Annotated in this window: 22 protein-coding genes; 14 read left to right on the forward strand and 8 right to left on the reverse strand. The window is 65.7% G+C overall.

Translation table 11 applies throughout. From position 1 onward, the window contains the following. The first annotated feature begins 188 nt into the window (after positions 1-188). From CK224_RS08675 to CK224_RS08725, 10 genes are all read left to right on the forward strand, one after another. Positions 189-1,679 carry a replicative DNA helicase gene (locus CK224_RS08675; protein WP_067330253.1) on the forward strand — a complete coding sequence of 497 codons (1,491 nt, stop codon included), beginning with the start codon at positions 189-191 and terminating at the stop codon, positions 1,677-1,679. Positions 1,680-1,909: 230 nt separating this feature from the next. Next, entirely contained in the window at positions 1,910-3,328 is a 1,419-nt protein-coding gene (gene radA / locus CK224_RS08685; protein ID WP_095781495.1) for a DNA repair protein RadA, read from the forward strand. 27 nt (positions 3,329-3,355) lie between these two features. Further along, positions 3,356-4,030: a CvpA family protein gene (locus CK224_RS08690; protein ID WP_095781496.1), complete on the forward strand. Its 675-nt coding sequence runs from the start codon at positions 3,356-3,358 to the stop codon at positions 4,028-4,030. A gap of 112 nt (positions 4,031-4,142) precedes the next feature. Then, positions 4,143-5,624 carry an amidophosphoribosyltransferase gene (gene purF, locus CK224_RS08695; RefSeq protein ID WP_067001372.1) on the forward strand — a complete coding sequence of 494 codons (1,482 nt, stop codon included), beginning with the start codon at positions 4,143-4,145 and terminating at the stop codon, positions 5,622-5,624. A 27-nt stretch (positions 5,625-5,651) separates the two neighbouring features. After that, the gene (locus tag CK224_RS08700; protein WP_067001369.1) at positions 5,652-6,395 is read left to right on the forward strand and encodes an SDR family NAD(P)-dependent oxidoreductase; all 744 of its coding nucleotides are present in this window, start codon (positions 5,652-5,654) and stop codon (positions 6,393-6,395) included. Between the two features lie 76 nt (positions 6,396-6,471). Next, complete coding sequence (locus CK224_RS08705; protein WP_067001366.1) at positions 6,472-7,113, forward strand: hypothetical protein; 642 nt, start codon at positions 6,472-6,474, stop codon at positions 7,111-7,113. A gap of 130 nt (positions 7,114-7,243) precedes the next feature. Then, positions 7,244-7,468, forward strand: coding sequence for a hypothetical protein (locus CK224_RS08710; protein WP_067001363.1), 225 nt, complete (start codon positions 7,244-7,246; stop codon positions 7,466-7,468). A gap of 140 nt (positions 7,469-7,608) precedes the next feature. Further along, on the forward strand, positions 7,609-9,111 hold the full coding sequence (locus tag CK224_RS08715; protein ID WP_067001360.1) for a peptidase S10: 1,503 nt from the start codon (positions 7,609-7,611) through the stop codon (positions 9,109-9,111). A gap of 141 nt (positions 9,112-9,252) precedes the next feature. Then, entirely contained in the window at positions 9,253-10,149 is an 897-nt protein-coding gene (locus CK224_RS08720) for a DMT family transporter (protein WP_067001357.1), read from the forward strand. A gap of 55 nt (positions 10,150-10,204) precedes the next feature. Then, complete coding sequence (locus CK224_RS08725; protein ID WP_082980662.1) at positions 10,205-11,104, forward strand: DMT family transporter; 900 nt, start codon at positions 10,205-10,207, stop codon at positions 11,102-11,104. A 148-nt stretch (positions 11,105-11,252) separates the two neighbouring features. On the opposite strand, the gene CK224_RS08730 is transcribed toward CK224_RS08725, so the two are convergent. After that, entirely contained in the window at positions 11,253-12,107 is an 855-nt protein-coding gene (locus CK224_RS08730; RefSeq protein WP_095779190.1) for a LysR substrate-binding domain-containing protein, read from the reverse strand. A gap of 113 nt (positions 12,108-12,220) precedes the next feature. Here CK224_RS08730 and CK224_RS08735 point away from each other — a divergent pair, with 113 nt between their 5' ends. Both CK224_RS08735 and CK224_RS08740 read left to right on the forward strand, forming a co-directional pair. Next, complete coding sequence (locus CK224_RS08735) at positions 12,221-12,628, forward strand: 4-oxalocrotonate tautomerase family protein (RefSeq protein WP_066997323.1); 408 nt, start codon at positions 12,221-12,223, stop codon at positions 12,626-12,628. Between the two features lie 305 nt (positions 12,629-12,933). Further along, a complete protein-coding gene (locus CK224_RS08740; RefSeq protein ID WP_066997326.1) occupies positions 12,934-15,156 on the forward strand; it encodes an AMP-binding protein in 2,223 nt (740 codons plus the stop codon). A 226-nt stretch (positions 15,157-15,382) separates the two neighbouring features. On the opposite strand, the gene CK224_RS08745 is transcribed toward CK224_RS08740, so the two are convergent. Together CK224_RS08745 and CK224_RS08750 are read right to left on the reverse strand one after the other, a co-directional pair. After that, positions 15,383-16,126 carry a phosphatidylcholine/phosphatidylserine synthase gene (locus tag CK224_RS08745; RefSeq protein WP_245299656.1) on the reverse strand — a complete coding sequence of 248 codons (744 nt, stop codon included), beginning with the start codon at positions 16,124-16,126 and terminating at the stop codon, positions 15,383-15,385. Between the two features lie 75 nt (positions 16,127-16,201). Continuing rightward, a complete protein-coding gene (locus tag CK224_RS08750) occupies positions 16,202-16,939 on the reverse strand; it encodes a phosphatidylserine decarboxylase (protein ID WP_280952261.1) in 738 nt (245 codons plus the stop codon). A gap of 128 nt (positions 16,940-17,067) precedes the next feature. Between CK224_RS08750 and CK224_RS08755 the strand changes: the two genes are divergently transcribed. Then, the gene (locus CK224_RS08755) at positions 17,068-17,961 is read left to right on the forward strand and encodes an SMP-30/gluconolactonase/LRE family protein (RefSeq protein WP_095781497.1); all 894 of its coding nucleotides are present in this window, start codon (positions 17,068-17,070) and stop codon (positions 17,959-17,961) included. On the opposite strand, the gene CK224_RS08760 is transcribed toward CK224_RS08755, so the two are convergent. From CK224_RS08760 to CK224_RS08775, 4 genes are all read right to left on the reverse strand, one after another. After that, the gene (locus CK224_RS08760) at positions 17,940-18,281 is read right to left on the reverse strand and encodes an antibiotic biosynthesis monooxygenase (RefSeq protein ID WP_095781498.1); all 342 of its coding nucleotides are present in this window, start codon (positions 18,279-18,281) and stop codon (positions 17,940-17,942) included. The genes CK224_RS08755 and CK224_RS08760 overlap by 22 nt on opposite strands. 133 nt (positions 18,282-18,414) lie before the next feature. Continuing rightward, a complete protein-coding gene (locus CK224_RS08765; protein ID WP_095781499.1) occupies positions 18,415-20,298 on the reverse strand; it encodes an ABC transporter ATP-binding protein/permease in 1,884 nt (627 codons plus the stop codon). A gap of 7 nt (positions 20,299-20,305) precedes the next feature. Further along, complete coding sequence (locus CK224_RS08770) at positions 20,306-20,653, reverse strand: metalloregulator ArsR/SmtB family transcription factor (protein WP_067321203.1); 348 nt, start codon at positions 20,651-20,653, stop codon at positions 20,306-20,308. Positions 20,654-20,785: 132 nt separating this feature from the next. Further along, positions 20,786-22,381, reverse strand: coding sequence for a LysM peptidoglycan-binding domain-containing protein (locus CK224_RS08775; RefSeq protein WP_095781500.1), 1,596 nt, complete (start codon positions 22,379-22,381; stop codon positions 20,786-20,788). A gap of 116 nt (positions 22,382-22,497) precedes the next feature. Between CK224_RS08775 and CK224_RS08780 the strand changes: the two genes are divergently transcribed. Then, positions 22,498-23,109, forward strand: coding sequence for a TIGR00730 family Rossman fold protein (locus tag CK224_RS08780; protein ID WP_066997348.1), 612 nt, complete (start codon positions 22,498-22,500; stop codon positions 23,107-23,109). A 73-nt stretch (positions 23,110-23,182) separates the two neighbouring features. On the opposite strand, the gene CK224_RS08785 is transcribed toward CK224_RS08780, so the two are convergent. Next, complete coding sequence (locus CK224_RS08785) at positions 23,183-24,070, reverse strand: LysR substrate-binding domain-containing protein (protein WP_095781501.1); 888 nt, start codon at positions 24,068-24,070, stop codon at positions 23,183-23,185. Positions 24,071-24,164: the final 94 nt, after the last annotated feature.

A 24,164-nucleotide genomic window follows, 5' to 3' on the forward strand; every position in this document is an offset into this window, starting at 1 on the left:
TTGTTCTCGTTCGAGGCCCGCTAGGGTTGCGCACTTCGATTCGAGTCAATGACGATTCTTTCCACGGAAAAATTTCGGTTGTGAATCGCGAGCATCGAAAGCCGGTTGGAACCTTACTGTTGCAGATAAGTCAGCACCGATTTTTCCAGTTCTGATATCGAGGAAGCGGGATCGAAATCGGGGACATCATGGCTGAAGCAGCGCGCAAGCTCGGCGTGGCGGAGCAACCGCTCTACCGCGAGGCACCGAACAACATCGAGGCCGAGCAGGCGCTGCTTGGCGCAATTCTGGTCAACAACGACGCTTTCTACCGCGTCTCGGATTTCCTCAAGCCCGCACATTTCTACGAGCCGTTGCACCGCAAGATTTTCGAGGTCGCGGCCGAGCTCATCCGCATGGGCAAGATCGCGACGCCGATCACGCTGAAGACCTTCCTGCCGGCGGAAGAGAAGGTCGGCGACATGACGGTGGCGCAGTATGTCGTGCGGCTCGCCGTCGAGGCGGTCACCGTCGTCAACGCCGCCGATTACGGACGCGCCATCTACGACCTCGCCACGCGCCGGGCGCTGATCACCGTCGGCGAAGACATGGTCAACATCGCCTATGACGCGCCGGTCGACATGTCGCCCTCGGAGCAGATCGAGGACGCCGAGCGGCGCCTGTTCGAGCTCGCGGAGACCGGCCGCTACGACGGCGGCTTCGAGAGCTTCAACGACGCGGTCAAAACCGCCGTCGACATGGCCAACGCCGCCTATATGCGCGACGGCCATCTGTCAGGCATCGCCACAGGCCTGCGCGATCTCGACCGCCGCATGGGCGGCCTGCAGCCTTCCGACCTGATCGTGCTTGCCGGGCGCCCCGGCATGGGCAAGACCTCTCTGGCCACCAACATCGCCTTCAATATCGCCGAGGCCTATCAACCGGCGCAGCAGGCCGACGGCACCTTCAAGGCGGCCAATGGCGGCGTGGTCGGCTTCTTCTCGCTCGAAATGTCGTCGGAACAGCTCGCCACCCGCATCATCTCCGAGCAGACCGAAATCTCGTCATCGAAGATCCGCCGCGGCGAGATCTCCGAGATGGATTTCGAGAAGCTGGTCGCCTGCTCGCAGACGATGCAGAAGATCCCGCTGTTCATCGACCAGACCGGCGGCATCTCGATCGCGCAGCTCTCCGCGCGGGCGCGGCGGCTGAAACGCCAGCGCGGCCTCGACCTCATCGTCATCGACTATATCCAGCTGATGCAGGGCTCGAGCGCGCGCGCCTCGCAGAACCGCGTGCAGGAAATCACCGAAATCACCACGGGCCTGAAGGCTCTAGCCAAGGAGCTCGGCGTGCCGATCATCGCGCTGTCGCAGCTGTCGCGTCAGGTCGAAAGCCGCGACGACAAGCGCCCGCAGCTCTCGGACCTGCGCGAATCCGGCTCGATCGAGCAGGACGCCGACGTGGTGCTGTTCGTCTACCGCGAGGAATACTACCTCAAGAACCGCGAGCCGAAGCTCGGCACCGACGAATACATCAAGTGGGAAAACGAGATGAACGAGGCGCGCGGCAAGGCCGAGTGCATCGTGGCCAAGCAGCGTCACGGACCGACCGGCACCGTCAGCCTCGCCTTCCATGGCGAGTTCACGCGGTTCTCGGACCTGGCCGAGGAGCATCATTTGCCGGAGAGGTTTGAGTAGCTTTTGGCCCACGTCAGCGCTCCGTCACACCCCCCTCTGTCCTGCCGGACATCTCCCCCGCAAGGGGGGAGATTGGCTGTTGCCACGACCTTCGCCAATCGCCGCCGTTGCAAGAAGAGCGCCGGCGGCCAAGCTGCTGATCTCCCCCCCTGCGGGGGAGATGACCGGCAGGCCAGAGGGGGGTGGACGGGAACGCCGGCCTTCGAAAATTTGCGATCGGCCCAACGCTAATGGCCAAATCGCGCGTTCAGTTCATCTGTCAGAATTGCGGCTCGGTGCATCAGCGCTGGGCCGGCAAATGCGACGCCTGCGGCGAGTGGAACACGCTGGTCGAGGAAGGCACCGCGGGCGGCATCGGCTCGGGGCCGGCCAACACCCGCAATGCGCGCAAGGGCCGCGCCGTGGTGCTCACCAGCCTGGCCGGCGACATCGAGGACGCGCCGCGCATCGTTTCCGGCATCGGCGAACTCGACCGCGCCACCGGCGGCGGCTTCGTGCGCGGCTCCGCCCTTCTGGTCGGCGGCGATCCCGGCATCGGCAAGTCGACGCTGCTGACGCAGGCCGCAGCCGCCTTGGCCTCGAAAGGCCACCGCATCGTCTATGTTTCAGGTGAGGAAGCGGTCGCGCAGATCAGGCTGCGTGCTCAGCGCCTCGGTGTCGCCTCGACGCCGGTCGAACTCGCCGCCGAGACCAATGTCGAGGACATCCTCGCAACAATCGCCGACGGCAAGCGGCCCGATCTGGTGATCCTCGATTCCATCCAGACGCTGTGGACCGATCTTGCCGATTCGGCGCCCGGCACGGTCACCCAGGTGCGCGCGGCCGCCCAGGCGATGATCCGCTATGCGAAATCCACCGGCGCCGCGATCGTGCTCGTCGGCCATGTCACCAAGGAAGGCCAGATCGCCGGCCCGCGCGTCGTCGAGCACATGGTCGACGGCGTGCTCTATTTCGAGGGCGAAGGCAACCACCACTTCCGCATCCTGCGCACGGTGAAGAACCGCTTTGGGCCGACCGACGAGATCGGCGTCTTCGAGATGTCGGACAAGGGCCTGCGCGAGGTCGCCAATCCATCCGAGCTGTTCCTCGGCGAGCGGCATGCGAAGTCGCCCGGCGCCGCCGTCTTCGCCGGCATGGAAGGCACAAGGCCGGTGCTGGTCGAGATCCAGGCGCTGGTGGCGCCCTCTTCGCTCGGCACGCCGCGCCGCGCCGTCGTCGGCTGGGACGGCGCGCGGCTCTCTATGGTGCTGGCGGTGCTGGAAGCGCATTGCGGCGTCCGTTTCGGCCAGCACGACGTCTATCTCAACGTCGCCGGCGGCTACCGCATCTCGGAGCCGGCGGCCGACCTCGCGGTCGCCGCAGCATTGGTTTCCTCGCTCACCGGTCTTGCCCTTCCCGCCGATTGCGTCTATTTCGGCGAAATCAGCCTTTCGGGCGCGGTGAGGCCGGTTGCGCATGCGCAGCAGCGCCTTAAAGAGGCCGAAAAGCTGGGTTTCGGAAGCGCGGTGCTGCCGCTCGGCAGCGAGGAAGTCGTTGGCGGTAATGGGGCCGGGGGAATCGCGGCCGGCGCTTTCCAACCCACCGAGCTTGCCGACCTGGTGGCGCGCATAGCCGGCTCACGGCGCAGTCGCGCCGACGAGCGGGAGTGATGCAGCTCATGATGTGGGGCGAAAGACATGCCGATTACGCTGCTTGACGGAATTCTCGTCGGCTTCACCCTGGTCTCGGCGATGCTTGCCATGGTGCGCGGCTTTTCCCGCGAGGTATTGTCGGTGGTGTCGTGGGCAGCGGCGGCGGCGGCGGCCTTCTTCTTCTACAAGCCGGTCCTGCCCTACGTTCAGCCATATGTCGACAACGACAAGATCGCCATGGCCGCGGCGGCCGGCATCGTCTTTGTCATCGCGCTGATCGTCGTCTCGGTGATCACCATGAAGATCGCCGACTGGATCATCGATTCGCGCATCGGTGCGCTCGATCGCACGCTCGGTTTCCTCTACGGCGCGGCGCGCGGCATCCTGGTCGTCGCGGCGGCGCTGTTGTTCTTCAACTGGCTGGCCGGCGCCAAGGCGCCCGCCTGGGTTGCCAACGCCAAGTCGCGGCCGCTGCTCGAGACGATCGGCGCCAAGCTCGAAAGCGTGCTGCCCGAGAACACGGAAGAGCTGGTCAACAAATACACGCGTAAGGGCACGCCCCAGGCCGGCGCGCCGGCGACCACCGACCAGCCCGCGGCCGAACCGCCGGCGACCGGCGACGACAGCGCGACGGCGCCCGACGACAGCGAAGGCGCAGCGCCGGCCGACAATGAGCCAGCCCCCGCCCCGGCTCCCGCCGCTCCGGCGCCGGCAAACTGAAATCCAGGCCAGTTCCGGCACTGGCCTCGGGCTTTATGAATGCGGCATCGCGTGCGTTGCGTTCGATGAGCGATCGCCCTATATGGCGGTTTTAGCGGAGCTTGAGCCCCAGATGGCAGACTCAACGGCAGATGCAGGCAAAGTCCTTTCCGCCGAGGCCGATGACCATTTCCATGACGAATGCGGCGTGTTCGGCATTTTCGGCCGGCAGGACGCGGCAGCCATCGTCACACTGGGGCTTCACGCGCTCCAGCATCGCGGCCAGGAAGCCGCCGGCATCGTTTCCTATGACGGCACCCAGTTCCACGTCGAGCGTCATGTCGGGCTGATCGGCGACACCTTCACCAAACAGAACGTCATCGATCGCCTGCAGGGCAACCGCGCCATCGGCCACACCCGCTACGCCACCACCGGCGGCGCGGGCCTGCGCAATATCCAGCCCTTCTTCGCCGAGTTGGCCGAAGGCGGCCTTGCGGTCGCCCATAACGGCAACCTCACCAATGCGCTCACCGTCCAGCGCGCATTGCAGAAGCAGGGCTCGATCTTCTCCTCCACTTCCGACACCGAGACGCTGCTGCATCTGGTCGCGACCAGCAAGGAGCGCGATTTGAACTCGCGTTTCATCGACGCCGTTCGTCAGGTCGAGGGTGCCTTCTCGCTGGTCGCGATGACGGCCAAGAAGATGATCGGCTGCCGCGATCCGCTCGGCATCCGTCCGCTGGTGCTCGGCGACCTCGACGGCGCCTGGATACTCGCTTCGGAAACCTGCGCCCTCGACATCATCGGCGCTCGTTTCGTGCGCGACATCAAGCCGGGCGAGATGGTGGTCATCACCGCCAAGGGCATCGAAAGCCTGTTCCCGTTCGAGCCGCAGAAGACCCGCTTCTGCATCTTCGAATATGTCTATTTCGCGCGGCCGGATTCCTCGGTCGAGGGCCGCAACGTGTATGAGGTCCGCAAGCGCATCGGCGCCGAGTTGGCGCAGGAAAACCCGGTCGAGGCCGACATCGTCGTGCCGGTGCCGGATTCCGGCACGCCGGCCGCGATCGGCTTCAGCCAGGCCGCGGGCATTCCCTTCGAGCTTGGCATTATCCGCAACCACTATGTCGGCCGCACCTTCATCCAGCCGGGCGATTCCATCCGCCACATGGGCGTGAAGCTCAAGCACAATGCCAACCGCCGCATGATCGAGGGCAAGCGCGTGGTGCTGGTCGACGATTCCATCGTGCGCGGCACCACCAGCCAAAAGATCGTGCAGATGGTGCGCGACGCCGGCGCGAAGGAAGTGCATATGCGCATCGCATCGCCGCCGACCAGCGCATCGTGCTTCTACGGCGTCGACACGCCGGAGAAATCGAAGCTTCTGGCATCGCGCATGTCGGTCGAGGAGATGGCCGAGTTCATCCGCGTCGATTCGCTCGGGTTTTTGTCGATCGACGGGCTCTACCGCGCCGTCGGCGAGGCGCGCCGCGACAACGACCAGCCGCAATTCTGCGACGCCTGCTTCACCGGCCAGTACCCTACCCGCCTGCTCGACTTCGAAGGCCACGACAACGTGCGCACGCTGTCGCTGCTGGCGAGCGGCGGATCATAAGCCGGTCCACCCCACGGAATCCCTCACATGACCCTCGACCTTTCCGGCCGCGTCGCGGTCGTCACCGGCGCCTCGCGCGGCATCGGTTACTTCATCGCCAGGGAACTGGCTGCCGCCGGCGCGCATGTCGTCGCGGTCGCCCGCACCGTCGGCGGGCTGGAAGAGCTTGACGATGCGATCAAGGCCGACGGCCGCGGACAGGCGACGCTGGTGCCGCTCGACCTCGCCGACATGGCGGGCATCGACCGGCTCGGCGGCGCCATCCACGAGCGCTGGGGAAAGCTCGACATCCTGGTCGCCAATGCCGGTATACTCGGGGTGATCTCGCCGATCGGCCATGTCGAAGCAAAAACCTTCGATAAGGTAATGACCGTCAACGTCACCGCGACCTGGCGCCTGATCCGTTCGGTCGATCCGTTGCTTCGGCTCTCCGACGCCGGACGCGCGATCATCATGTCCTCCAACGCGGCGCACTCGGCGCGCGCCTTCTGGGCGCCCTACGCGGCTTCCAAGGCCGCGGTGGAGACGATGATGCGCTCCTGGGCGCATGAGACCGAGAGCCTGCCGCTTCGGGTCAACGCCGCCGATCCGGGCGCCACCCGCACCGCAATGCGCGCTCAGGCCATGCCGGGCGAGGATCCCGAGACGCTGCCGCATCCGTCCGAGATCGCCAAACGCATCGTGCCGCTGGCAAGCCCGGACTTGAAGGAAACCGGGCTGATCTTCCAGGCCAGGCACAACCGTTTCGTCGCCTATCGGCAACCGGAATAAACCTGCCTCAAGGCGGATGAAACAGGCCTCCGGCTACGTTCTTCGAATGTAGAACATTCGAAACCGGAGGACCGACATGCGCAGACTTCTTCTCGTTGCCGCCACCGCCATTACCGCCGCACTCGCCGCCACGGCAGGCGCGGCCCTGTCGCAAGACGCCAAGATGAGCTTCTTCGTCACCAGCGTCGGCTCCGGCAAGGGCGCCGATCTCGGCGGCCTCAAGGGTGCGGACGCGCATTGCGCCTCGCTGGCAGAAGCGGCCGGCGTCACCGGCAAGACCTGGCACGCCTATCTCTCCTCCAGCGCCGAGGATGCGCGCGACCGCATCGGCAAGGGTCCCTGGTTCAATGCCAAGGGCGAGAAGATCGCCGACGACGTCGCCTCGCTGCACAGCGACGCCAACTCCATCAGCAAGCAGACGGCGCTTACCGAGAAGGGCGAAGTCGTCAACGGCCGCGGCGACAAGCCCAACCGCCACGACGTGCTGACCGGCTCCAAGCCCGATGGCACCAAGATCGCCGACCAGACCTGCGGCGACTGGACGATGAGCGGCGCGGAAGGGGCGGCCATGACGGGCCATCACGACCGCGCCGGCCTCGACGAATCGGCCGCGGCGAAGTCGTGGAATTCCTCACATGCTTCGCGCGGCGGCTGCAGCCAGGAGGCGCTGAGAGGCACGGGCGGCGACGGCCTGTTCTACTGCTTCGCTGTCGAATAAGCGTCCGGCCAGCGGTCGTTCACGGGTCTGTGACCAGGGCGGGGCAGCGTATGCCGCCGCCCCGCTTTCGCCTTTTGCTGGGAGTTGCTAGCATCGACCCGACTCCGACATCCAGCAAAGAGGAATCCCCATGGCTGCCACCCCCAGCGTAGCGTTGGTCTGGTATCTTGTTATCGCCGGCCCGCAGGGCGGCATGGCGGTGCTGCCCAGCACCTTCGACACCCGCGAACAGTGCACCAACGCGATTGCCGAATATCAGAAGCAGCCGACGCCGCAGGGTTGGGCCGTGCAGTGCGTGCCGAGCGCCTCGCCCTTCACCGACGAAGGGGATGCGGAAGTGCCATCGGCACAGTAGCGCCAGCTGATCTCCCCCCTTGTGAGCCAATCTCCCCCGCGACGGGGGAGATCGCAGTTCCAACGCAGCGCCAAGCCTATGCCCTTTGACTTCGGCCGCCCCGGCCATACCTTTGCGGGGGTCGTTCCCGCGGAGGTCGCATGCGGTCCAAGTTGAAGCTCCTGCCCTTCATCCTCCTGGCGCTCACAGCCTTTGCGCAGCCAGCCGGCGCCGAGACACCTGAACGGCCGGCGCCGGCCGGCGGCGTGCTGTCGCTTCTGCCGCCGCCGCAGGTCACCGAGCATTCGATCACCCTTGGCGGGCGCAAGCTCGACTACCAGGCCAAGGCCGGCACGCTGTCGCTGCTTTCCGGCAAGGGCGAGGTCACGGCCGAGATCTTCTACGTCGCCTACACGCAGCAGTCGCCCGCCCTGGCCAAAGAGCGGCCGATCACCTTCGTCTTCAACGGCGGGCCGGGCGCGGCTTCCGCCTACCTGCATCTCGGCGCGATCGGCCCGCGCATCGTTGCGACCGCTGCCGACGGCCAATTCCTGCCGCCGCCACAAAGGCTCGTCGACAATCCGGACAGCTGGCTCGACATGACCGATCTCGTCTTCGTCGATCCGGTCGGCACCGGCTACAGCCGCGAAGCGCCGGGCCAGGACACGAAAGGGTTCTGGGGCGTCGACCAGGACGCCAGCTCGGTCGGCGCTTTCATACGGCTCTATCTGGCGCAGAACGGCCGCACCGCTTCACCGCTCTTCCTCGCCGGCGAAAGCTATGGCGGCTTTCGCGCCGCGCTGCTCGCCAGGACGCTGCAGGAGGATGTCGGCTTGAGCCCCTCCGGCATCGTGCTGATCTCGCCGGCGCTGGAGTTCATGCTGGTGCGGCCGGACCAATTCGACCAGTTGCACTGGGCGCTCGAACTGCCTTCGCTGGCGGCAGTGCGGCTTCGCGCCGACGGCGTCAGCGGCGAGGCGCTGCGCGACAGGCTGGCCGAGGTCGAGCACTATGCGCTTGGCGACTATCTGACGGCGCTCGCCAGCGGGCTGGAGCAAGGCGGCAAGCTCGCCAGCGGGCGCGTGGCGGAAATCACCGGCCTGCCGCTCGAACTCGTCGAGCGCAATTTCGCCCGTGTCCCTACCGGCCTGTTCACCCGCGAGTTCCAGCGCGCCAAGGGCAAGGTGCTCAGCCCGTACGATGCCACGATCAGCACCGCCGATATCTCGCCGGGAAGCGCCCGCATAGAAGGCCCGGACCCGGTGCTTGACCGCAGTGTGCCGGTGCTGACCTCGGCCTTTGTCGCTTACGCCCGTAACGAGCTGAATTATCGCACGGATGTCAGCTACCGGCTGCTCAACGGCGAGATCAGTCGCAATTGGGAGTACGGCACCTCGGGGCAAGGCTATGCCGGGGCGATGAACGACCTGCAGCGGGCGCGTTCGCTCAATCCCTCGCTCGGTGTCGTCATCGTCAACGGCTATACCGACCTCGTCACGCCCTACCTGGCCTCGCGCTATCTGGTGAACCAGCTTCCCTCGCTCGCCGACGCCAAACCGATCCGTCTCGATGTCGTCGAGGGCGGCCACATGATGTACCTCAGGCCCGACGGAAGGCGCGCGCTGAAGGAGGCAGCCTCCGAGCTCTACCAGGCGACGCAGTAAGCGCTTCTCGATCGGCCACGAGGGCTCTGCCCCAACGCAAGCGCCGCGCTGGAACAGCGCGGTAGAAGCTTTCGCCCGTATAGCTGGCAGAAGTGGATCCGATGGGGCGGAGCCGCCTCCACGCTGGCAAATCGATACCGCATGGCCGATGTCGTCGTCCTCGAAAGCCGCGAAAGGGTGCTGGCCGGCATCCTGTTCACCGCGGCCGCCTATTTCTTGTTTTCGGCGCAGGATGCCTCGATCAAGCTGTTGGTGGCCGGCATGACGGTGTGGCAGATCATGTTCTTCCGCTCGGTCACCGTCCTTGCCGCCTGCGGCGCGATCGGCGGACGGACGCTGTTCGCCGACACGGTAAGCTCGCCCATCGTGCGGCCGATGCTGGTGCGCAGCGCGTTCACGCTCGCGGCCTGGCTCTGCTACTACAACGCCGCACGCTCGCTGCAGCTCGCCGAGCTCACCACCATCTACTACGCCGCGCCGATCATCGTCACCGTGCTTTCAGTGGTGATGCTGGGCGAGACCGTGCCGCTCTTGCGCTGGGCGGCGGTGTTCGTCGGATTCGTTGGCGTCTTCATCGCCTGCGACCCGGCGCGTCTCGGCTTCTCCGTGCCGGTCCTGCTTGTGCTGGCGGCAGCGCTTTTGTGGGGCATCGCCGTGGTGCTCTTGCGCAAGACCGCGATGCAGGAGCGCACGACGATCCAGCTGGTGCTCAACAATTTCTACTTCCTGCTTTTTTCGGCGGTGCCGGCGCTGATCTGGTGGCGCATGCCCGACGCGCCGCAACTCATGCTTCTCATGAGCGTCGGCGCGCTCGGCGGCGTCGCGCAATACATGCTGTTCGAGGGCATGAAACGGGCGCCGGTGTCGATCGTGGCGCCATTCGAATACACCTCGCTGGTCTGGGCGTTCGCGCTGGGCTTCGCCATCTGGGGCGACGTGCCGAGAACCGAAGTTTTCATGGGCGCGGCTTTGATCATCGGCGCCGGCCTGCTGATCGTCGGCAACGAGCGTTTCCGCAAACGGGTCGAGGACTCATGACAGAAGGCTGTCAGCACGAGCGGCATAGTCTGGTGCCATGACGGATACGGTCGACATGCCTGAAAAGCTTGCCAAGGGCACCGCCGACGCCACAGCCGAGCGCATGCTGGGCGTCGTGCTGGTCTCGGCCTCGGCCGTCGCCTTCGCGCTCACCGGCGTGCTGACCAAGTCGATCCATGCCGATCCGCTGACCATCACCTGCTGGCGCGGCTTCTTCGGCTCGATCCTGATTGCTCTTTACGTGCTGTGGCGCCGCCGCCGCTCGGGCGGGCGCGAGAGCCTCAGGCTCGGCTGGCGCGGCTGGCTGCTTGCGGTCGAGGGGGCTGCCGCCAGCATCGCCTTCATCGCGGCGTTCAAATACACCTATGTCGCCAATGTCGCGGTGATCTACGCCACCTCACCCTTCATAGCCGCACTGCTTGCCTTGCTGCTGGTGCGGGAAAAATTCCGGCTGCAGACGATGCTGGCGGCGGCCGTGTCGCTATGCGGCGTCGCCGTCATGGTGGGCGGCGGCTTTGGCAGCGGCCACCTGTTCGGCGACGGGCTGGCGCTTTTGATGACCACCGGCAGCGCGCTCTACATGATCATGGTGCGCGCCTTTCGCGACTCGCCCGTCGTCTGGGCCGGCGCGGTGTCGGCCTTCCTGCTCTTCGTCCTCGGCTGGTTCGTCACCGACCCGGTTGCCGTTTCGACCCGCGATATGGTGCTGCTTGCCACCTTCGGCTGCTCCTTCGCGCTGGCCTCGATCCTGTGGACCGAAGGTTCGCGGCTTATCCCCGCCGCCGAATCCGGCCTGCTCGGCTCGGGCGAAGTGCCGTTCGCCATCCTGTTCGCCTTGCTGTTCCTCGGCGAATTCCCACCGCTGGCCAGCATCGTCGGCGGCGCGATCGTGCTTTGCGCGGTTTTCGCGCACGCCGCACGCGACTGGTCGAGAGCCAAATCGACGCGTTCATAAATTTTTTTCGCGGTCACGGAACCATCACCCGACTCAGGCATTGTTAGATCGACGGGTCACCCCCCAAGTCCCCCCAAACCCCTCGACCCGTCCGACTAGAAGCCGACCCGCAAAAAGGTCGGCTTTTTCTTTGGGCGTTCCTGGCCGTTCAGGGCGGCAGCGCCAGGCCGTTGCCCAGAAGCTCCGCGAGATCCCGCGCCGGACGAGCCGCCTCGCGGCCGAGCCGGATGGCGAAGCCGGCCATTGGCAGCGGCGGCAGGTCGAGATCAGGGGACGCTTCCACGATACCGGAATGGGCAAGACGCCGGGTGCGCGGCGTCAGCGCGATGCCGGCATTGACCGCGCTGCGCAGGCCGGCAAGGCTGGAGCTGCCGGCAGCGATGCGGTAGCGGCGGCCGGCGGCGTCGAGTGCATTGAGCGCAGCCTCCCTGAAGCCGCAATAGGGATCGAGCAGCGCCAGCGGCACCACGTCTTGCCGCGTCGCCAGCCCTTTGTCCGAGCAGAGCCACAGCATCGGCTCGCTGATCAGGAACGCTTCATCCGGGGATGGCGCATGGCGCATGGTGATCGCAAGGTCGAGCTGGCCAGCCTGCAAGGCTGACCCGAGTTCCAGGGAGCGGCCGACGCGCAGCTCGATCCTAACGCGCGGATGGCTGGCGGCGAAGGCGCGCAACAGCTCCGGCAGGCCATGATCGGCAAAGTCCTGCGTGGTTCCGATGGCGATGCGACCGCCGACGCGCGCGCCTTTCAGCGCCAACCAGGCCTCAGTGTGGACGGCAAGGATGCGCCTGGCATGGCCGACAAGGTCCTCGCCGGCAGGCGTCAGGCCGCGGCCCCGGCCCTGGGGCGCGAGCAGCGGCTCGCCGACGATCTCCTCCAGCCGCTGCATCTGCGCCGTGACGGCGGATGGGGAGCGGCCGACAGCGGACGCCGCCCTGGCCAGGGAGCCGCCATCGACGAAGGCGAGGAAAGTTTTGAGCAGGTCGGGATCGAGAGTTTCCATACTTCGGTGATATCGAAGTAATTATCAAAGACAATTCGATTTTTTTGATGCATGGCTAGTGGCATGGTCCCTTCATCGGCGGCGCGAAGCCGTCAGAAGCGAAGGAGAGAAAAATGCCGATCATCAATGTCAGCGTCACCGGCGAGCCCGACGCAAAGCGTTCCGCCGCGATCGCGAAGGAGATCACCGAAATTACGGCCACGCATCTGCGCAAGGACCCGACCATCACCGCGGTTGCGGTCAGCTACGTCGATCCGCAGCACTGGTTCGCCGGCGGCAAGTCGCTGGCCGAGCATGGCACGAGCACCTTCTGGCTCGACATCAAGGTGGTGGACGGCACCAACACCAAGCTCGAGCTCGAAGCCTATCTCAAGGCGATTTTCGACGCCTTCGGCCGCCTGCTCGGCGGCGTCCATGAGGAAAGCTACGCGCTGGTGCATGAGGTTCCGGCGGCGGCCTACGGCTTTGGCGGCAAGAGCCAGGAGTTCCGCTTCATCAGCGGGAGACTGAAGGTGGCGTAGCGGCACGCCTTTCCCCGCTCCCCTGTGCGAGACGGTGGGTCGGCGCGCAGCGTCGAGACGGATGAGGGGGTTCTGGAAGAAGCACGGCCTCGAAGAATCGATTGCTTTCAGGCACTTACATATCCAGCGAAGTGATCCGTCCAACACCCTCATCCGTCCGGGCTTCGCTCGGCCCCCTTCTCCCGCAAGGGGAGAAGGGAGCGCCCTACCAGCCCCACATTGACCTTGCCCCCACTTCCGCTACCTTCTGCCACCAAAGCGGCCGCGCAAGAGCCGCACCGTGGAGGACGTTGGGAGAGAGCGGCATGATCCTGACATTGGCGCTGCTTGCCGGTCTTGTCTTTGCCTGGCTGCTGATTGGCGTGATCGAAAGGTTCCGGCTCGACCTGCGCTTTACCCAGGCGTTGCTCTACGTGCCGTTCAAGCTCGCCTACCGCATTGTCGACGATCGCATCCGCATTGCTCGCAATGCCCGCACGCCGGTGATCTATGTCGTTTCGCACCAATCGCGCATCGAGCCGGCGCTGATGCTGTCGCTCTTGCCGGACGACACGCTGCACATTCTGGACGAGGCCTCGGCCCGCTCGCCCTGGCTGGAGCCGTGGCGCGAGCTTGCCCGGACCATCGCCTTCAATGCCGAACATCTCTTCGTGAGCCGGCGGCTGGTGCGCGTTTTGAAGGGCAAGGGCCGGCTTGCGGTCTATCTGCCCGACGACGTCGAGCCGGACGTCAAGTCGTTCCGCCTGTTCCGCGCCATCACCCGCATCGCCATGCAGGCCGACGCCCGCATCGTGCCGATCTTCGTCGCCGGTGCGCGCGACCTGCCGATGTCGCTGACGCCGGCCGACAAGGCGCCGCGTCACTGGTTCCCGCGCCTGTCGCTCAGCGTGCTGGAACCGATGACCGTCGCCGAGCTGGTGGCGCGCAACCCCGACATGGCGTCGAACACCAACGCCCTGTTCGACCGGTTTGCCGAGGCGCGGCTCTACGGCAGCAATCTCGACCGCGGCCTGTTCCTGGCCATGCGCGACGCGGCGGATCGCGTCGGTGCCTCGCATCCGATCATCGAGGACGTGATTTCGGGCGCGCTCAACTATCGCAAGATGTTCATCGGCGCGCGCGTGCTCGGCCGCCGCTTCGAGGCGGTGACGGCGCCCGGCGAAGCGGTCGGCCTGCTCCTGCCCAATGCCAATGGCATTGTGCTCTCCTTTGTCGGGCTTATCTCGGCGGCCCGCATCGCGGCGATGATCAACTACACCGCCGGCCCGGCGAGCGTCACCGCCGCGATCCGCACGGCGGTCATTCGCACAGTGGTCTCTTCTCGCGCGTTCATCGAGAAGGCCGCCATCGACGACATCGTCACCGCCGTCGAGGCGGGCGGCGCCAAGATGCTGTGGCTGGAGGATGTGCGCGAGAGCGTGACCTTGCTCGACAAGGTCGCGGCGGCGCTTTTCTGGCGTTTTCCGCTGCAGCGGCAGCAGGCGTCGAAACCAGCGGTGATCCTGTTCACCTCGGGCTCGGAAGGAACGCCGAAGGCGGTGGTGCTGTCGCACCGCAACCTTCTCGCCAACGCCATGCAGGCCGAGGCGCGCATCACGATCTCGCCGGCCGATATCCTGCTCAACGTGCTGCCCGTCTTCCATTCCTTCGGGCTGACCGGCGGCACTATCCTGCCGCTGGTAACCGGCGTGAAACTGTTCCTCTATCCCTCGCCGCTGCACTACAAGATCATTCCGGAGATCGCGCGCAAGGTGAAGCCTACCGTCATGTTCGGCACCGACACTTTCCTCGCCAACTATGCCCGCACTGCCAAGGACGGCGATTTCTCCAGCCTGCGTTTCGTTGTTGCCGGCGCTGAAGCGGTAAAGCCCGAGACAAGGCGCACCTACCGCGACCGTTTCCAGGCATCGATCATCGAAGGTTTTGGGCTGACCGAGGCGGCGCCAGTGGTGGCGGTGAACACCGCCATCCACAATCGCGACGGCACGGTCGGCCGGCTGCTGCCGGCGATCCGCATGAAGCTTGAGCCGGTCGAGGGCATCAGCGAGGGCGGCCGGCTATGGCTCGACGGGCCGAACATGATGATGGGCTACATGACCGCCGACCGCCCCGGCGAGTTGCAGCCGCTCGAGGGCTGGCACGACACCGGCGACATCGTCTCGGTCGACCGCGACGGCTTCATCACCATCCGCGGGCGGGCAAAACGCTTTGCCAAGATCGCCGGCGAGATGGTGTCGCTGGGCGCGGTCGAGATGCTGGTGCAGTCGCTGTGGCCGGAACAGCGCCACGCCGCGGTGGCGGTGCCCGATAAAAGGCGCGGCGAGCGCATCGTTCTGGTCACCACGGCCGACGACGCCAATGCCGAAGAGCTGCGCCAGTTCGGCAAGAAGGCGGGCGCCGCCGAGTTGATGGTGCCCAATGACATCATCAAGGTGGAAGAGATCCCGGTGCTGGGTTCCGGCAAGACGGATTACGTGTCGGCGCGGAAGCTGGCGATCGACCGGCTTGGGCTGAGCGCGGCGGCTTAGGCCGTATCGCAAGCGCTGGCGGGACAGCGCCCCCCTCTGTCCTGCCGGACATCTCCCCCACACGGGGGGAGATCAGATGCCGTCTCGGCTTTCGCCAATCAGCATCGTTGCAGGATGCGCGGCTTGAACGAAGCTGCCAATTTCTCCCCACGTGGGGAGATGTTCGCCAGGACAGAGGGGGGCGCGAAGGAACTCGGCGGCTCGAAGTCGCGCCTCTCGAGCGGGTTCAGCCGATATCGGAAGGCGGCACCTTCTCGCCTTCGCGCATGGCCCGCTTCGAATAGGCCCGCACCGAGAACGGCAGGAAGACGAGGTAGCCGGCGACCGATGCCGTCAGCGTGTACCAGGGATAGGCCATCAACAGCAGGATGTAGAGCACGACGCCGAGGATGACCGGAAGCACTCTGTCTCCCGGCACCTTGACGCTCTTGCCCGAATAGACCGGCAGGCGACTGACCAAGAGGAAGGCGACGAGCACGGTGAAGCCAGAGGCAACGAAGGCCGCCCCCCGGGTCGGTTCCAGGCCGAGCCGCAGGAAGTAGAGATAGCAAGGCAGCATGACCAGCACCGCGCCCGCCGGCGCCGGGACGCCGACGAAATACTCGGTCTGCCAGGCCGGCTGGTCGGTGTCGTCGGCCAGCACATTGAAGCGGGCGAGCCGCATGCCGCAGGCAATGGTGAACAGGAGTGCCGCGATCCAGCCCGGCGAGCCGGCGCGGTCGAGCAGGAAGGCATAGAGCACCAGCGCCGGCGCGACGCCGAAATTGACGATATCGGCCAGCGAATCCATCTGCGCGCCGAACTTCGAGGTCGCCTTCAGCATGCGAGCCAAGCGGCCGTCGATGCCGTCGAGGAAGGCTGCGAGCAGCACCATGACCACCGCCGGCTCGAAGCGGTCCTCGAAGGCGAAGCGGATGCCGGACAGGCCGGCGCAGATCGCAAGAACGGTCACCAGATTGGGCAGCACCATGCGCATCGGTATTTCGCGGATGCGCGGGCCGCCGCTGGCGTGTGCCTCGAACTTCTTGAAAGGCGCGCCCACCGCTCAGGAAATCCTGACCAGCGGGGCGACCGCCGCGCCGCCGAACTCGGCAAGCACCGTCTCGCCGCCCACCGCCGTCTGGCCGACGGCGACGCGCGGCACGGCGTTCGACGGCAGGAAGACGTCGACGCGGGAGCCGAAGCGGATCAGGCCAAAACGCTCGCCGATGCCGATCGAGCCGCCCTGCTCGGCCCAGCAGACGATGCGGCGCGCCACAAGGCCGGCGATCTGCACGGCGGCAATGGTGCCGTTGGGGCTGTCGATGACCAGGCCGTTGCGCTCGTTCTCGGAGCTTGCCTTGTCGAGCTCGGCATTGAGGAATTTGCCCGGACGGTGCTCGATGCGCGTGATCCTGCCGCGCACCGGCGCGCGGTTGATGTGGCAGGAAAAGACATTCATGAACACCGAGATACGGGTCATTTCGCCCGTACCCAGGCCAAGCTCGCGCGGCGGCACGGCGGGCCCGACCGCCGAAACCACGCCGTCGGCCGGGCTGACCACCAGCCGGTCGTCGACCGGCGTGACGCGCTCTGGGTCACGGTAAAAATAGATGCACCAGCCGGTGAGGATCAGCCCGAGCCAGAACAGGATCGAGGAGAAATAGCCGAGGAACAGCGTGGCCGCGCCGAAGGCGGCGATGAAGGGATAGCCCTCGCGATGGATCGGAACGAACGTATTCTTGATCGTATCGAGAAGCGTCATAGGGCTTGGGGCGGTCCCTGTTTCAGGTCCGGCCTCAATAGCCGAAAGCCCCCCTCCCCGCAACGCAACAATGGGGAAGGACTCATTGCCGTGATTTTAGCGCCGGCTGTCGGAACGCGGCTCTGCCATCCGTCCTTGGATAGACAAGGCGCCCAAGGAGCCAGCCAATGCCAACGCCGAAATCCGCCACCAGCACAGCAACGGTCATAACGAAGGGCCTCGCCTTCGGTGAGTCCCCGCGCTGGCATGCGGGGCGGCTCTGGCTTTGCAACTGGGGCACCGGCGAAATCGTCGCCGTGGAAGAGGACGGCACGAGCGAGGTCATGCTAACCGTGCCGGCTGTTCTGCCGTATTCGATCGACTGGCTGCCGGACGGGCGGCTCCTGGTGGTCTCCGGTCGGGGAGGCCTGCTGCTCAGGCAGGAGGCGGACGGGGCGCTCGTGACCCATGCCGATCTCCGGCGACTGTCGAAAAATCCTTGGAACGAAATCGTCGTCGATGGACGCGGCAACATCTATGTCAATGGCGGCGGGCCGGCGCCAGCGCCGGGTGAGCATTTCGGACCAGGCACCATCGTGCTGATCAGGTCAGACGGCGTGGTCCAGCAGGTCGCCGCGAACATCGCCTTCGCCAACGGCATGGCGGTAACGCCGGACAACCGGACTTTGATCGTTGCTGAGTCCCACGCCAGGCGATTGACAGCCTTCGACATTGGCGACGACGGGAGCCTTTCCAACCGGCGCGTCTGGGCAGATCTCGGCAACGATTATCCCGATGGCATCTGCGTCGACGCCCAAGGCTGCGTCTGGTATGCGGATGTGCCAAACCGGCACTGTGTCAGGGTGCGCGAGGGCGGTGCGAAAATCGACAAGGTCGAGGTCGATCGGGGCTGCTTTGCCTGCATGTTGGGCGGTGCCGACGGCAGGACGCTGTTCATCACCGCCGCCGAATGGCGCGGCTTCGAGAACATGGTCGGCGACGCCCGCACCGGCCAGGTACTGGGCGTCGTCGCGCCTGCACCCGGCGCGGGCTGGCCGTCTTACGCCTCCGGCACGCGCTGATAGTGCGCGATATCCGCTTTGACCCCGAGGCGTGCGATCGTTGCCTGCGGGCTTAAGGCGATGCGCTCGTGCGCGGCCTTGACGATCGGCACGACGTTGTCGACCGCGGCCTGGCTTTCCCATTCGACCATGGTGACGATGTTGAATTCGCCTGGGCCGGAGAACTGCTCGAGCAGGAAGTCCTGCACGAAGCCGTCCTGCTGGCGCAGCAATTCGTGCGTCATCCTGACCTTGCCGACGATCTCGTCGCGCGCTTCCGCGGGCACGACGAATTTGTCGACCCGGAACACGCTGCCAGCGCGTTGATCTTTATTGCTCATTTCGATCAGTCTCCGTTCTTGGAAGGCTTGCTTCGCAGGGGTTCGGAGACGGTTTGCAAGCTCAAGCTAGGTTGAGGTCAAGGGGATTTTGCGCCGATTTCCCCTTCTCCCCTTGTGGGAGAAGGAAGAGGCGCTAGCTCACCTCCGACGTCCTTCTCCGTACGATCACACCGAACTCGTCGCTTTCACGCGCAATGCGCAGGCGCTCCTCGGCTTCGGTGGCCTCGCGCTGGCGGTCCCACATCGAGGCGTAGAGGCCCTGCTGGCGCAAGAGCGCGGCGTGGGTGCCGCGCTCGGCGATCTGGCCGTCCTTCAGCACGATGATCTCGTCGGCCGAGATCACCGTCGACAGCCGGTGGGCAATCACAAGGGTGGTGCGGCCCTTGCTGACGAGGTCCAGCGCCGCCTGGATCTCCTGCTCGGTCTGGGTGTCCAGCGCCGAGGTCGCCTCGTCCAGCATCAGGATCGGCGGGGCCTTCAGGATCGTGCGGGCGATCGCGACCCGCTGCTTCTCGCCGCCCGACAGTTTCAGGCCGCGCTCGCCGACCATCGAGCGGTAGCCGTCGGGGAGCTTTTCGATGAACGCCCCGATTTGGGCGAGCTCGGCGGCCTTGCGCACCTCCTCCTCGCTGGCGCCGATGCGGCCGTAGCGGATGTTGTAGGCGATGGTGTCGTTGAAGAGCACCGTGTCCTGCGGCACCATGCCGAGCACCGCGCGCAGGCTCTCCTGGGTGACGTCGCGGATGTCCTGGCCGTCGATCAGCACCTGGCCGCGCTGCACGTCATAGAAGCGGAACAGAAGCCTGGAGATGGTCGACTTGCCTGCGCCGGAGGGGCCGACGATGGCGACCGTCTTGCCGGCTGGCACCTCGAAGGAGACGCCCTTCAGGATCTTGCGGTTTGAATCATAGGAGAAGTGCACGTCGCGGAACTCGACCTTGCCGGCACTCACCTTCAACGGCTTGGCGTCCGGCTTGTCGACGATCTCCTGGGGCACGTCGAGAAGGTCGAACATGTGCTCGATATCGGTCAAACCCTGGCGGATTTCGCGATAGATGAAGCCGATGAAGTTGAGCGGCACCGACAGCTGCATCAGCATGGCGTTGATGAAGACGAAATCGCCGACCGACTGCGTTCCGGCCTGCACCTCGAGCGCCGACATGCACATGACGATGACGGTGCCGAGGCCGAAGATGAGACCCTGGCCGAAGTTAAGCCAGCCGAGCGAGGTCCAGGTCTTGGTGGCCGCGGTTTCATAACGCGCCATCGAGCGGTCGAAGCGCTCGGCTTCCATGCGCTCATTGGTGAAATATTTGACCGTCTCGAAATTCAAGAGCGAGTCGATCGCCTTGGTATTGGCGTCGGTGTCGCTTTCGTTCATGTCGCGGCGGATCGAGATGCGCCAGTCGCTGGCCTTGACCGTGAACCAGACATAGATCCACACGGTGACCGCGACCACGGCGACGTATTTCCAGCCATAGGTGTAGGCGAAAATGCCGGCCGTCAGCGCGAATTCGAGAATGGTCGGCGCCGTGTTCAGCATGACGAAGCGCACGATCGTCTCGATGCCCTTGGTGCCGCGCTCGATGATGCGCGACAGACCGCCGGTGCGGCGCTCAAGATGGAAGCGCAGCGACAGCTGGTGCATGTGGACGAAGGTGCGGAAGGCAAGCTGGCGCACCGCATATTGGCCGACGCGGGCAAACAGCGCGTCGCGCAGCTGGTTGAAGCCGAGCTGGACCAGCCTCAGCACATTATAGGCAATGACCAGCATCACCGGCGCGAGCATGAAGGCGGGCAGCGGCGGCGGCGTCTTCGAGGCGTGGGCGAGCGCATCGGTTGCCCATTTGAAGAAATAGGGGCCGGCGACCAGGGTGACCTTGGCGACGACGAGAAGCAGCGTCGCCCAGGTGACGCGGGCTCTCAGGTCGGCACGGTCGGCCGGCCACATATAGGGCCACAGATTGCGCAGTGTGGTGAGGGTGCCGGTTTCGGCGGAGACGGTCTTGTCGGCCATTTTGTTCTTAGCTTTCTTTCATGCTTTCGCCGCAGCAGGAATCGACCAGGGCCGCGAGCGACGCCGAGACTTCGGCGAGCGTAGCGCGGTCCACCGCGTAGCGTGAACGCTGGCGATCCGCTTCGAAGCGGACGAGCCCTGCTTCGACCAGGATCTTCAGATGCTGCGAAACGGTCGACTGGGCGAGATCGAGATGATCGACCACCTCGCGGCAGGAGCAGCAGCTACTGGCCGAGAGATGCTTCAGGATCTCAATGCGTGCCGGATGCGACAGCGCCGCGAACCGCGTGGCGATGCCGCGGCTGTCGAGGGCTCGGCTATTGAGGGCGCGGTTGACGGATAAGGATTCGGTCATCGTTCATCGCCGATAAACGATGGAGGATGAGAGGGCAAGCCAGGCGGATGGGTAGCACGGTAGGAAGTGTCGAACGCCGGCGGGGCAGCGCCCTCTGCCCTGCCGGGCATCCCCACGAGGGGGATTGCGCTCTTACTCCGTCTTTGGCGCCGTCATCTGGTCACCCATGGCCTTCATGTCGGCAGGCTCGCCTTCCTTCGACTTGCCGGGGACCTTGAAGACCTGACCGGGCCAAATGCGGTCGGGATTGCGGATCTGATCCTGGTTGGCGAGATAGATGGTCGAGTAGCGCACGCCATGGCCATAGACGCGCCGCGAGATGCGCCAGAGCGTATCGTTGCGGCGGATGATGACCGCGCCATCGACGTGTTCGAGCTTCGGCGCCATGGTCTCAGGCACGTCGGCCGCAGGATTCGCTTCGGCGACCTCGGCCGACGTGTCGGCGGTCGCGGCGGGCTTGCCCGCTTCGGCGGTAGCGGTGGCCGGCGCCGTCGTCTCGGCGGGATTGGCTGCCCCGGACTTTGCCTCCGCGGGCTGGGACCCCGCACCCTGGGCGAGCTTGCTGTCGGCGGGCTTGGCTTGGTTGGGCGCGACGGCGGCAATCGACTCGCCGGGCTCGCGTTCGAACGGAACAGCGGCACGGGCGACGACCTTGACGCCATCGTCGGCAAGGCCGTCGACATGAATGGTATGGTTGCCGATCGGAATGTCGCGCGCCGCCTCGATCAGGAAATGGCCGTCAGGCGAGGTTTTGGCCTCGCCAAGCAGGGCATCGTCGGCATAGGCGCGCACCTTGCGGCCGGGATCGGCCCTGCCCGCGACGAAGATCTTGCCGCCGTCGATCTCAACGGCCTCGACGGCGATCTTCGGTTCGTCTGCGGCGGCGTTCTGGGTCGCGGGAGCCGAAGCCTTATCCGTAGCTGCCGGTGCCGTTGCAGCCGGCGCCCCCGCCGGGGCAGACGCCGCCGGCGCGGTTGCGGCCGGGGCCTGCGCGTCCGGGGCGGCTGCCTGACCGGTGGCGGCAGGTGCCGCCGGCTTGGCCGCGGGCTGCGGAATGGTCAGCAATTCGGACGGCTTGCCCGGCTCCTCGACCATCGCCAGCACCTGGCCGGTCGGGCTCTGCGGCACTGAGACGACGGCGGTCTGCGCCGAGGCGACTGCGACGCCGCCAGCGGTCGAGCGCAGCGTGATCGTGTAGTCGCCGGGCTTCAGCGGATCGTCGAGCACGATGGCGAAGGCACCATCGGGACCGGCATCGGTCGAGCCGAGCACCGTGCCGCCGTTCAGGACTTCGACCTTGGCATTGGGCGCCGCGCTGCCGGCGACGACAATCGAGCCATTGCCTTCGACGCGCACGACATCGAAGGTTGGCAGCGTGGGTCCTACGGCGGCCGGCGCCTGAGCGGCCGGCGCGGATTCCGCCGGGGCCGTCGCGTTGTTGGCAGGCGCCATTGCATTGTTGGCGGGCGCCATCTTGTTGGCCGGCGCCATCGTGTTGTTGGCCGGCGCCATTGTAGTGGCCGGGGCTTGCGCCTGCGGTACACGCGCCTCGGTGGAGGTGCTTGAGGATTCGGCCGGCTTCGTGCCTGCCTGCGGCAGCGACGCGACCTGCGGCGGATTCTGCTTGTTGATGTATGGGTCGAGCGCGCCCGACCCGTAGGCGACCGCCGCGACGACGGCAACGCCGCCCGCCGCGAACAATAACGCCTTGGAAGAATTGATAGCCATAATCTTTTCTGCCCCTTAGCCACCTAACGCCGGTCTAGCGTGTTTTCACCAAGCTCACAAGAAAAAGCCCGTCCTTGGGCTTGACCGCGCCAACCGTCCCTATCACCAATCATGACATGAACACGATTCGATCCGTCTGCGTCTATTGCGGTTCGTCTCCGGGCCGCGACGAGGCCTATGTCAAGGCCGGCCACCTGCTCGGCCGCTCGCTGGCGAAGTCCGGCCTGCGCCTGATCTATGGCGGCGGCACCAAGGGAATCATGGGCGCCGTCGCAGACGGGGCACTCAAGGCCGGCGGCAAGGTGACCGGCATCATCCCGCGCTTCCTGATCAACAAGGAGGCGACCGAGACCGCTCTCGACAAGCTCGACGAGCTGGTGATCACCGACAACATGCACGAGCGCAAGCACAGGATGTTCGAGAAATCCGACGCCTTCGTGGCGTTGCCGGGCGGCATCGGCACGGTCGAGGAGATCGTCGAGATCATGACCTGGGCGCAACTCGGCCATCACCGCAAGCCGATCGTGTTCGCCAACATCAAGGCCTTCTGGGACCCGATGCTGGCGCTCATCGAGCACATGTCGGGCGAAGGCTTCATCCACACCGCACATAGGGTGAAGCCGCTGGTGGTCAACGACCCCGAGGCAATCGTCGCCGCCATCATGGTGGCGGGCTCGTCGGTCGATGCGCCGACGGAAGGGGTGCAGGCGGTGATCGACAAAATGTAAGGTGAATGGTGAATAGTGCGGATCGCGCGAGCCGAAATCTGTCCACCGCCAGATAGTAACTATTCGCTATTCATCATTCACCGCTCACCGTCCTGCTCAAATCCTCAATCACCGCCCTCCGGTCATTGCGCCGCCAGGCGAGATGGATTTCAACGCTGCGCTTGAACCATGGCAGGTCACGAAAGACGATGCCGGCGGGCGCAGCGCTTTGCAGGCTTTCCTGTACCGTCGCCAGGCCCAGCCCGGCGCTGACCAGGCCGAGCGAGGTCAAGGGATCGGCCGTCTCGTAGGCGATGTCGGGCACGAAACCGGCCTCCACGCAGGCCGCCAGGAACTGGGCGCGGTTGGTGTCATCGGGTTGGCGCACGACGGTGATCCAGACGCGGGCGTCAAGATGGCGGGGCCTGATGTCGCTCGCATCGACAAGCGGATCGCCTTCGGGGATCGCCAGCACCAGCGGTTCGCGCCGCACCAGCATGCTCTCGATATCCGGATCGCCTTGCGGCGCCGGCGCGTAGACGAAGCCGAGGTCGAGCACGCGCTGGCGCAGATCCTCGAACTGCGCGGCCGTGCGGCGGCTTCTCAGTTGCAGATGAAAATCCGGCCGCTCTCGGCGGAATTCCCTGAGCATCGCGGCGATCAGCCCGGCATGCACCGCCCCCTCGACATAGCCGATGGCGAGGCTGCCGGTCGCGCCGCTTGCAAGCTTGCGGCCGAGCTCCTCCAGCCGCACGGCATTGACGAGCAGAGCGCGCGCCTCGGCAAGGAAAGCCCTGCCCTCGGCGTTGAGATGGACGCGCTGCTTCGATCGCTCGAACAGCGTGACGCCGAGTTGTTCCTCGAGCTGCATGATCTGGCGGCTCAAGGGCGACTGCGAGATATGCAGCTGCTCGGCGGCGCGGCCGACATTGCCGGCCTCGGCGACGGCAACGAAATAGCGGATCTGCCGCAGGTCAAGCATTCTGCGTCTCCATGACTCAAGTCCTTCAACGTCTGATCTTTAGCTTAATCAGTCTTGGACAGTCTGACCAGCCGGCGCGATATCTTCCGCATCA

The organism is Mesorhizobium sp. WSM3862 (assembly GCF_002294985.1).
Lineage (GTDB): Bacteria > Pseudomonadota > Alphaproteobacteria > Rhizobiales > Rhizobiaceae > Mesorhizobium.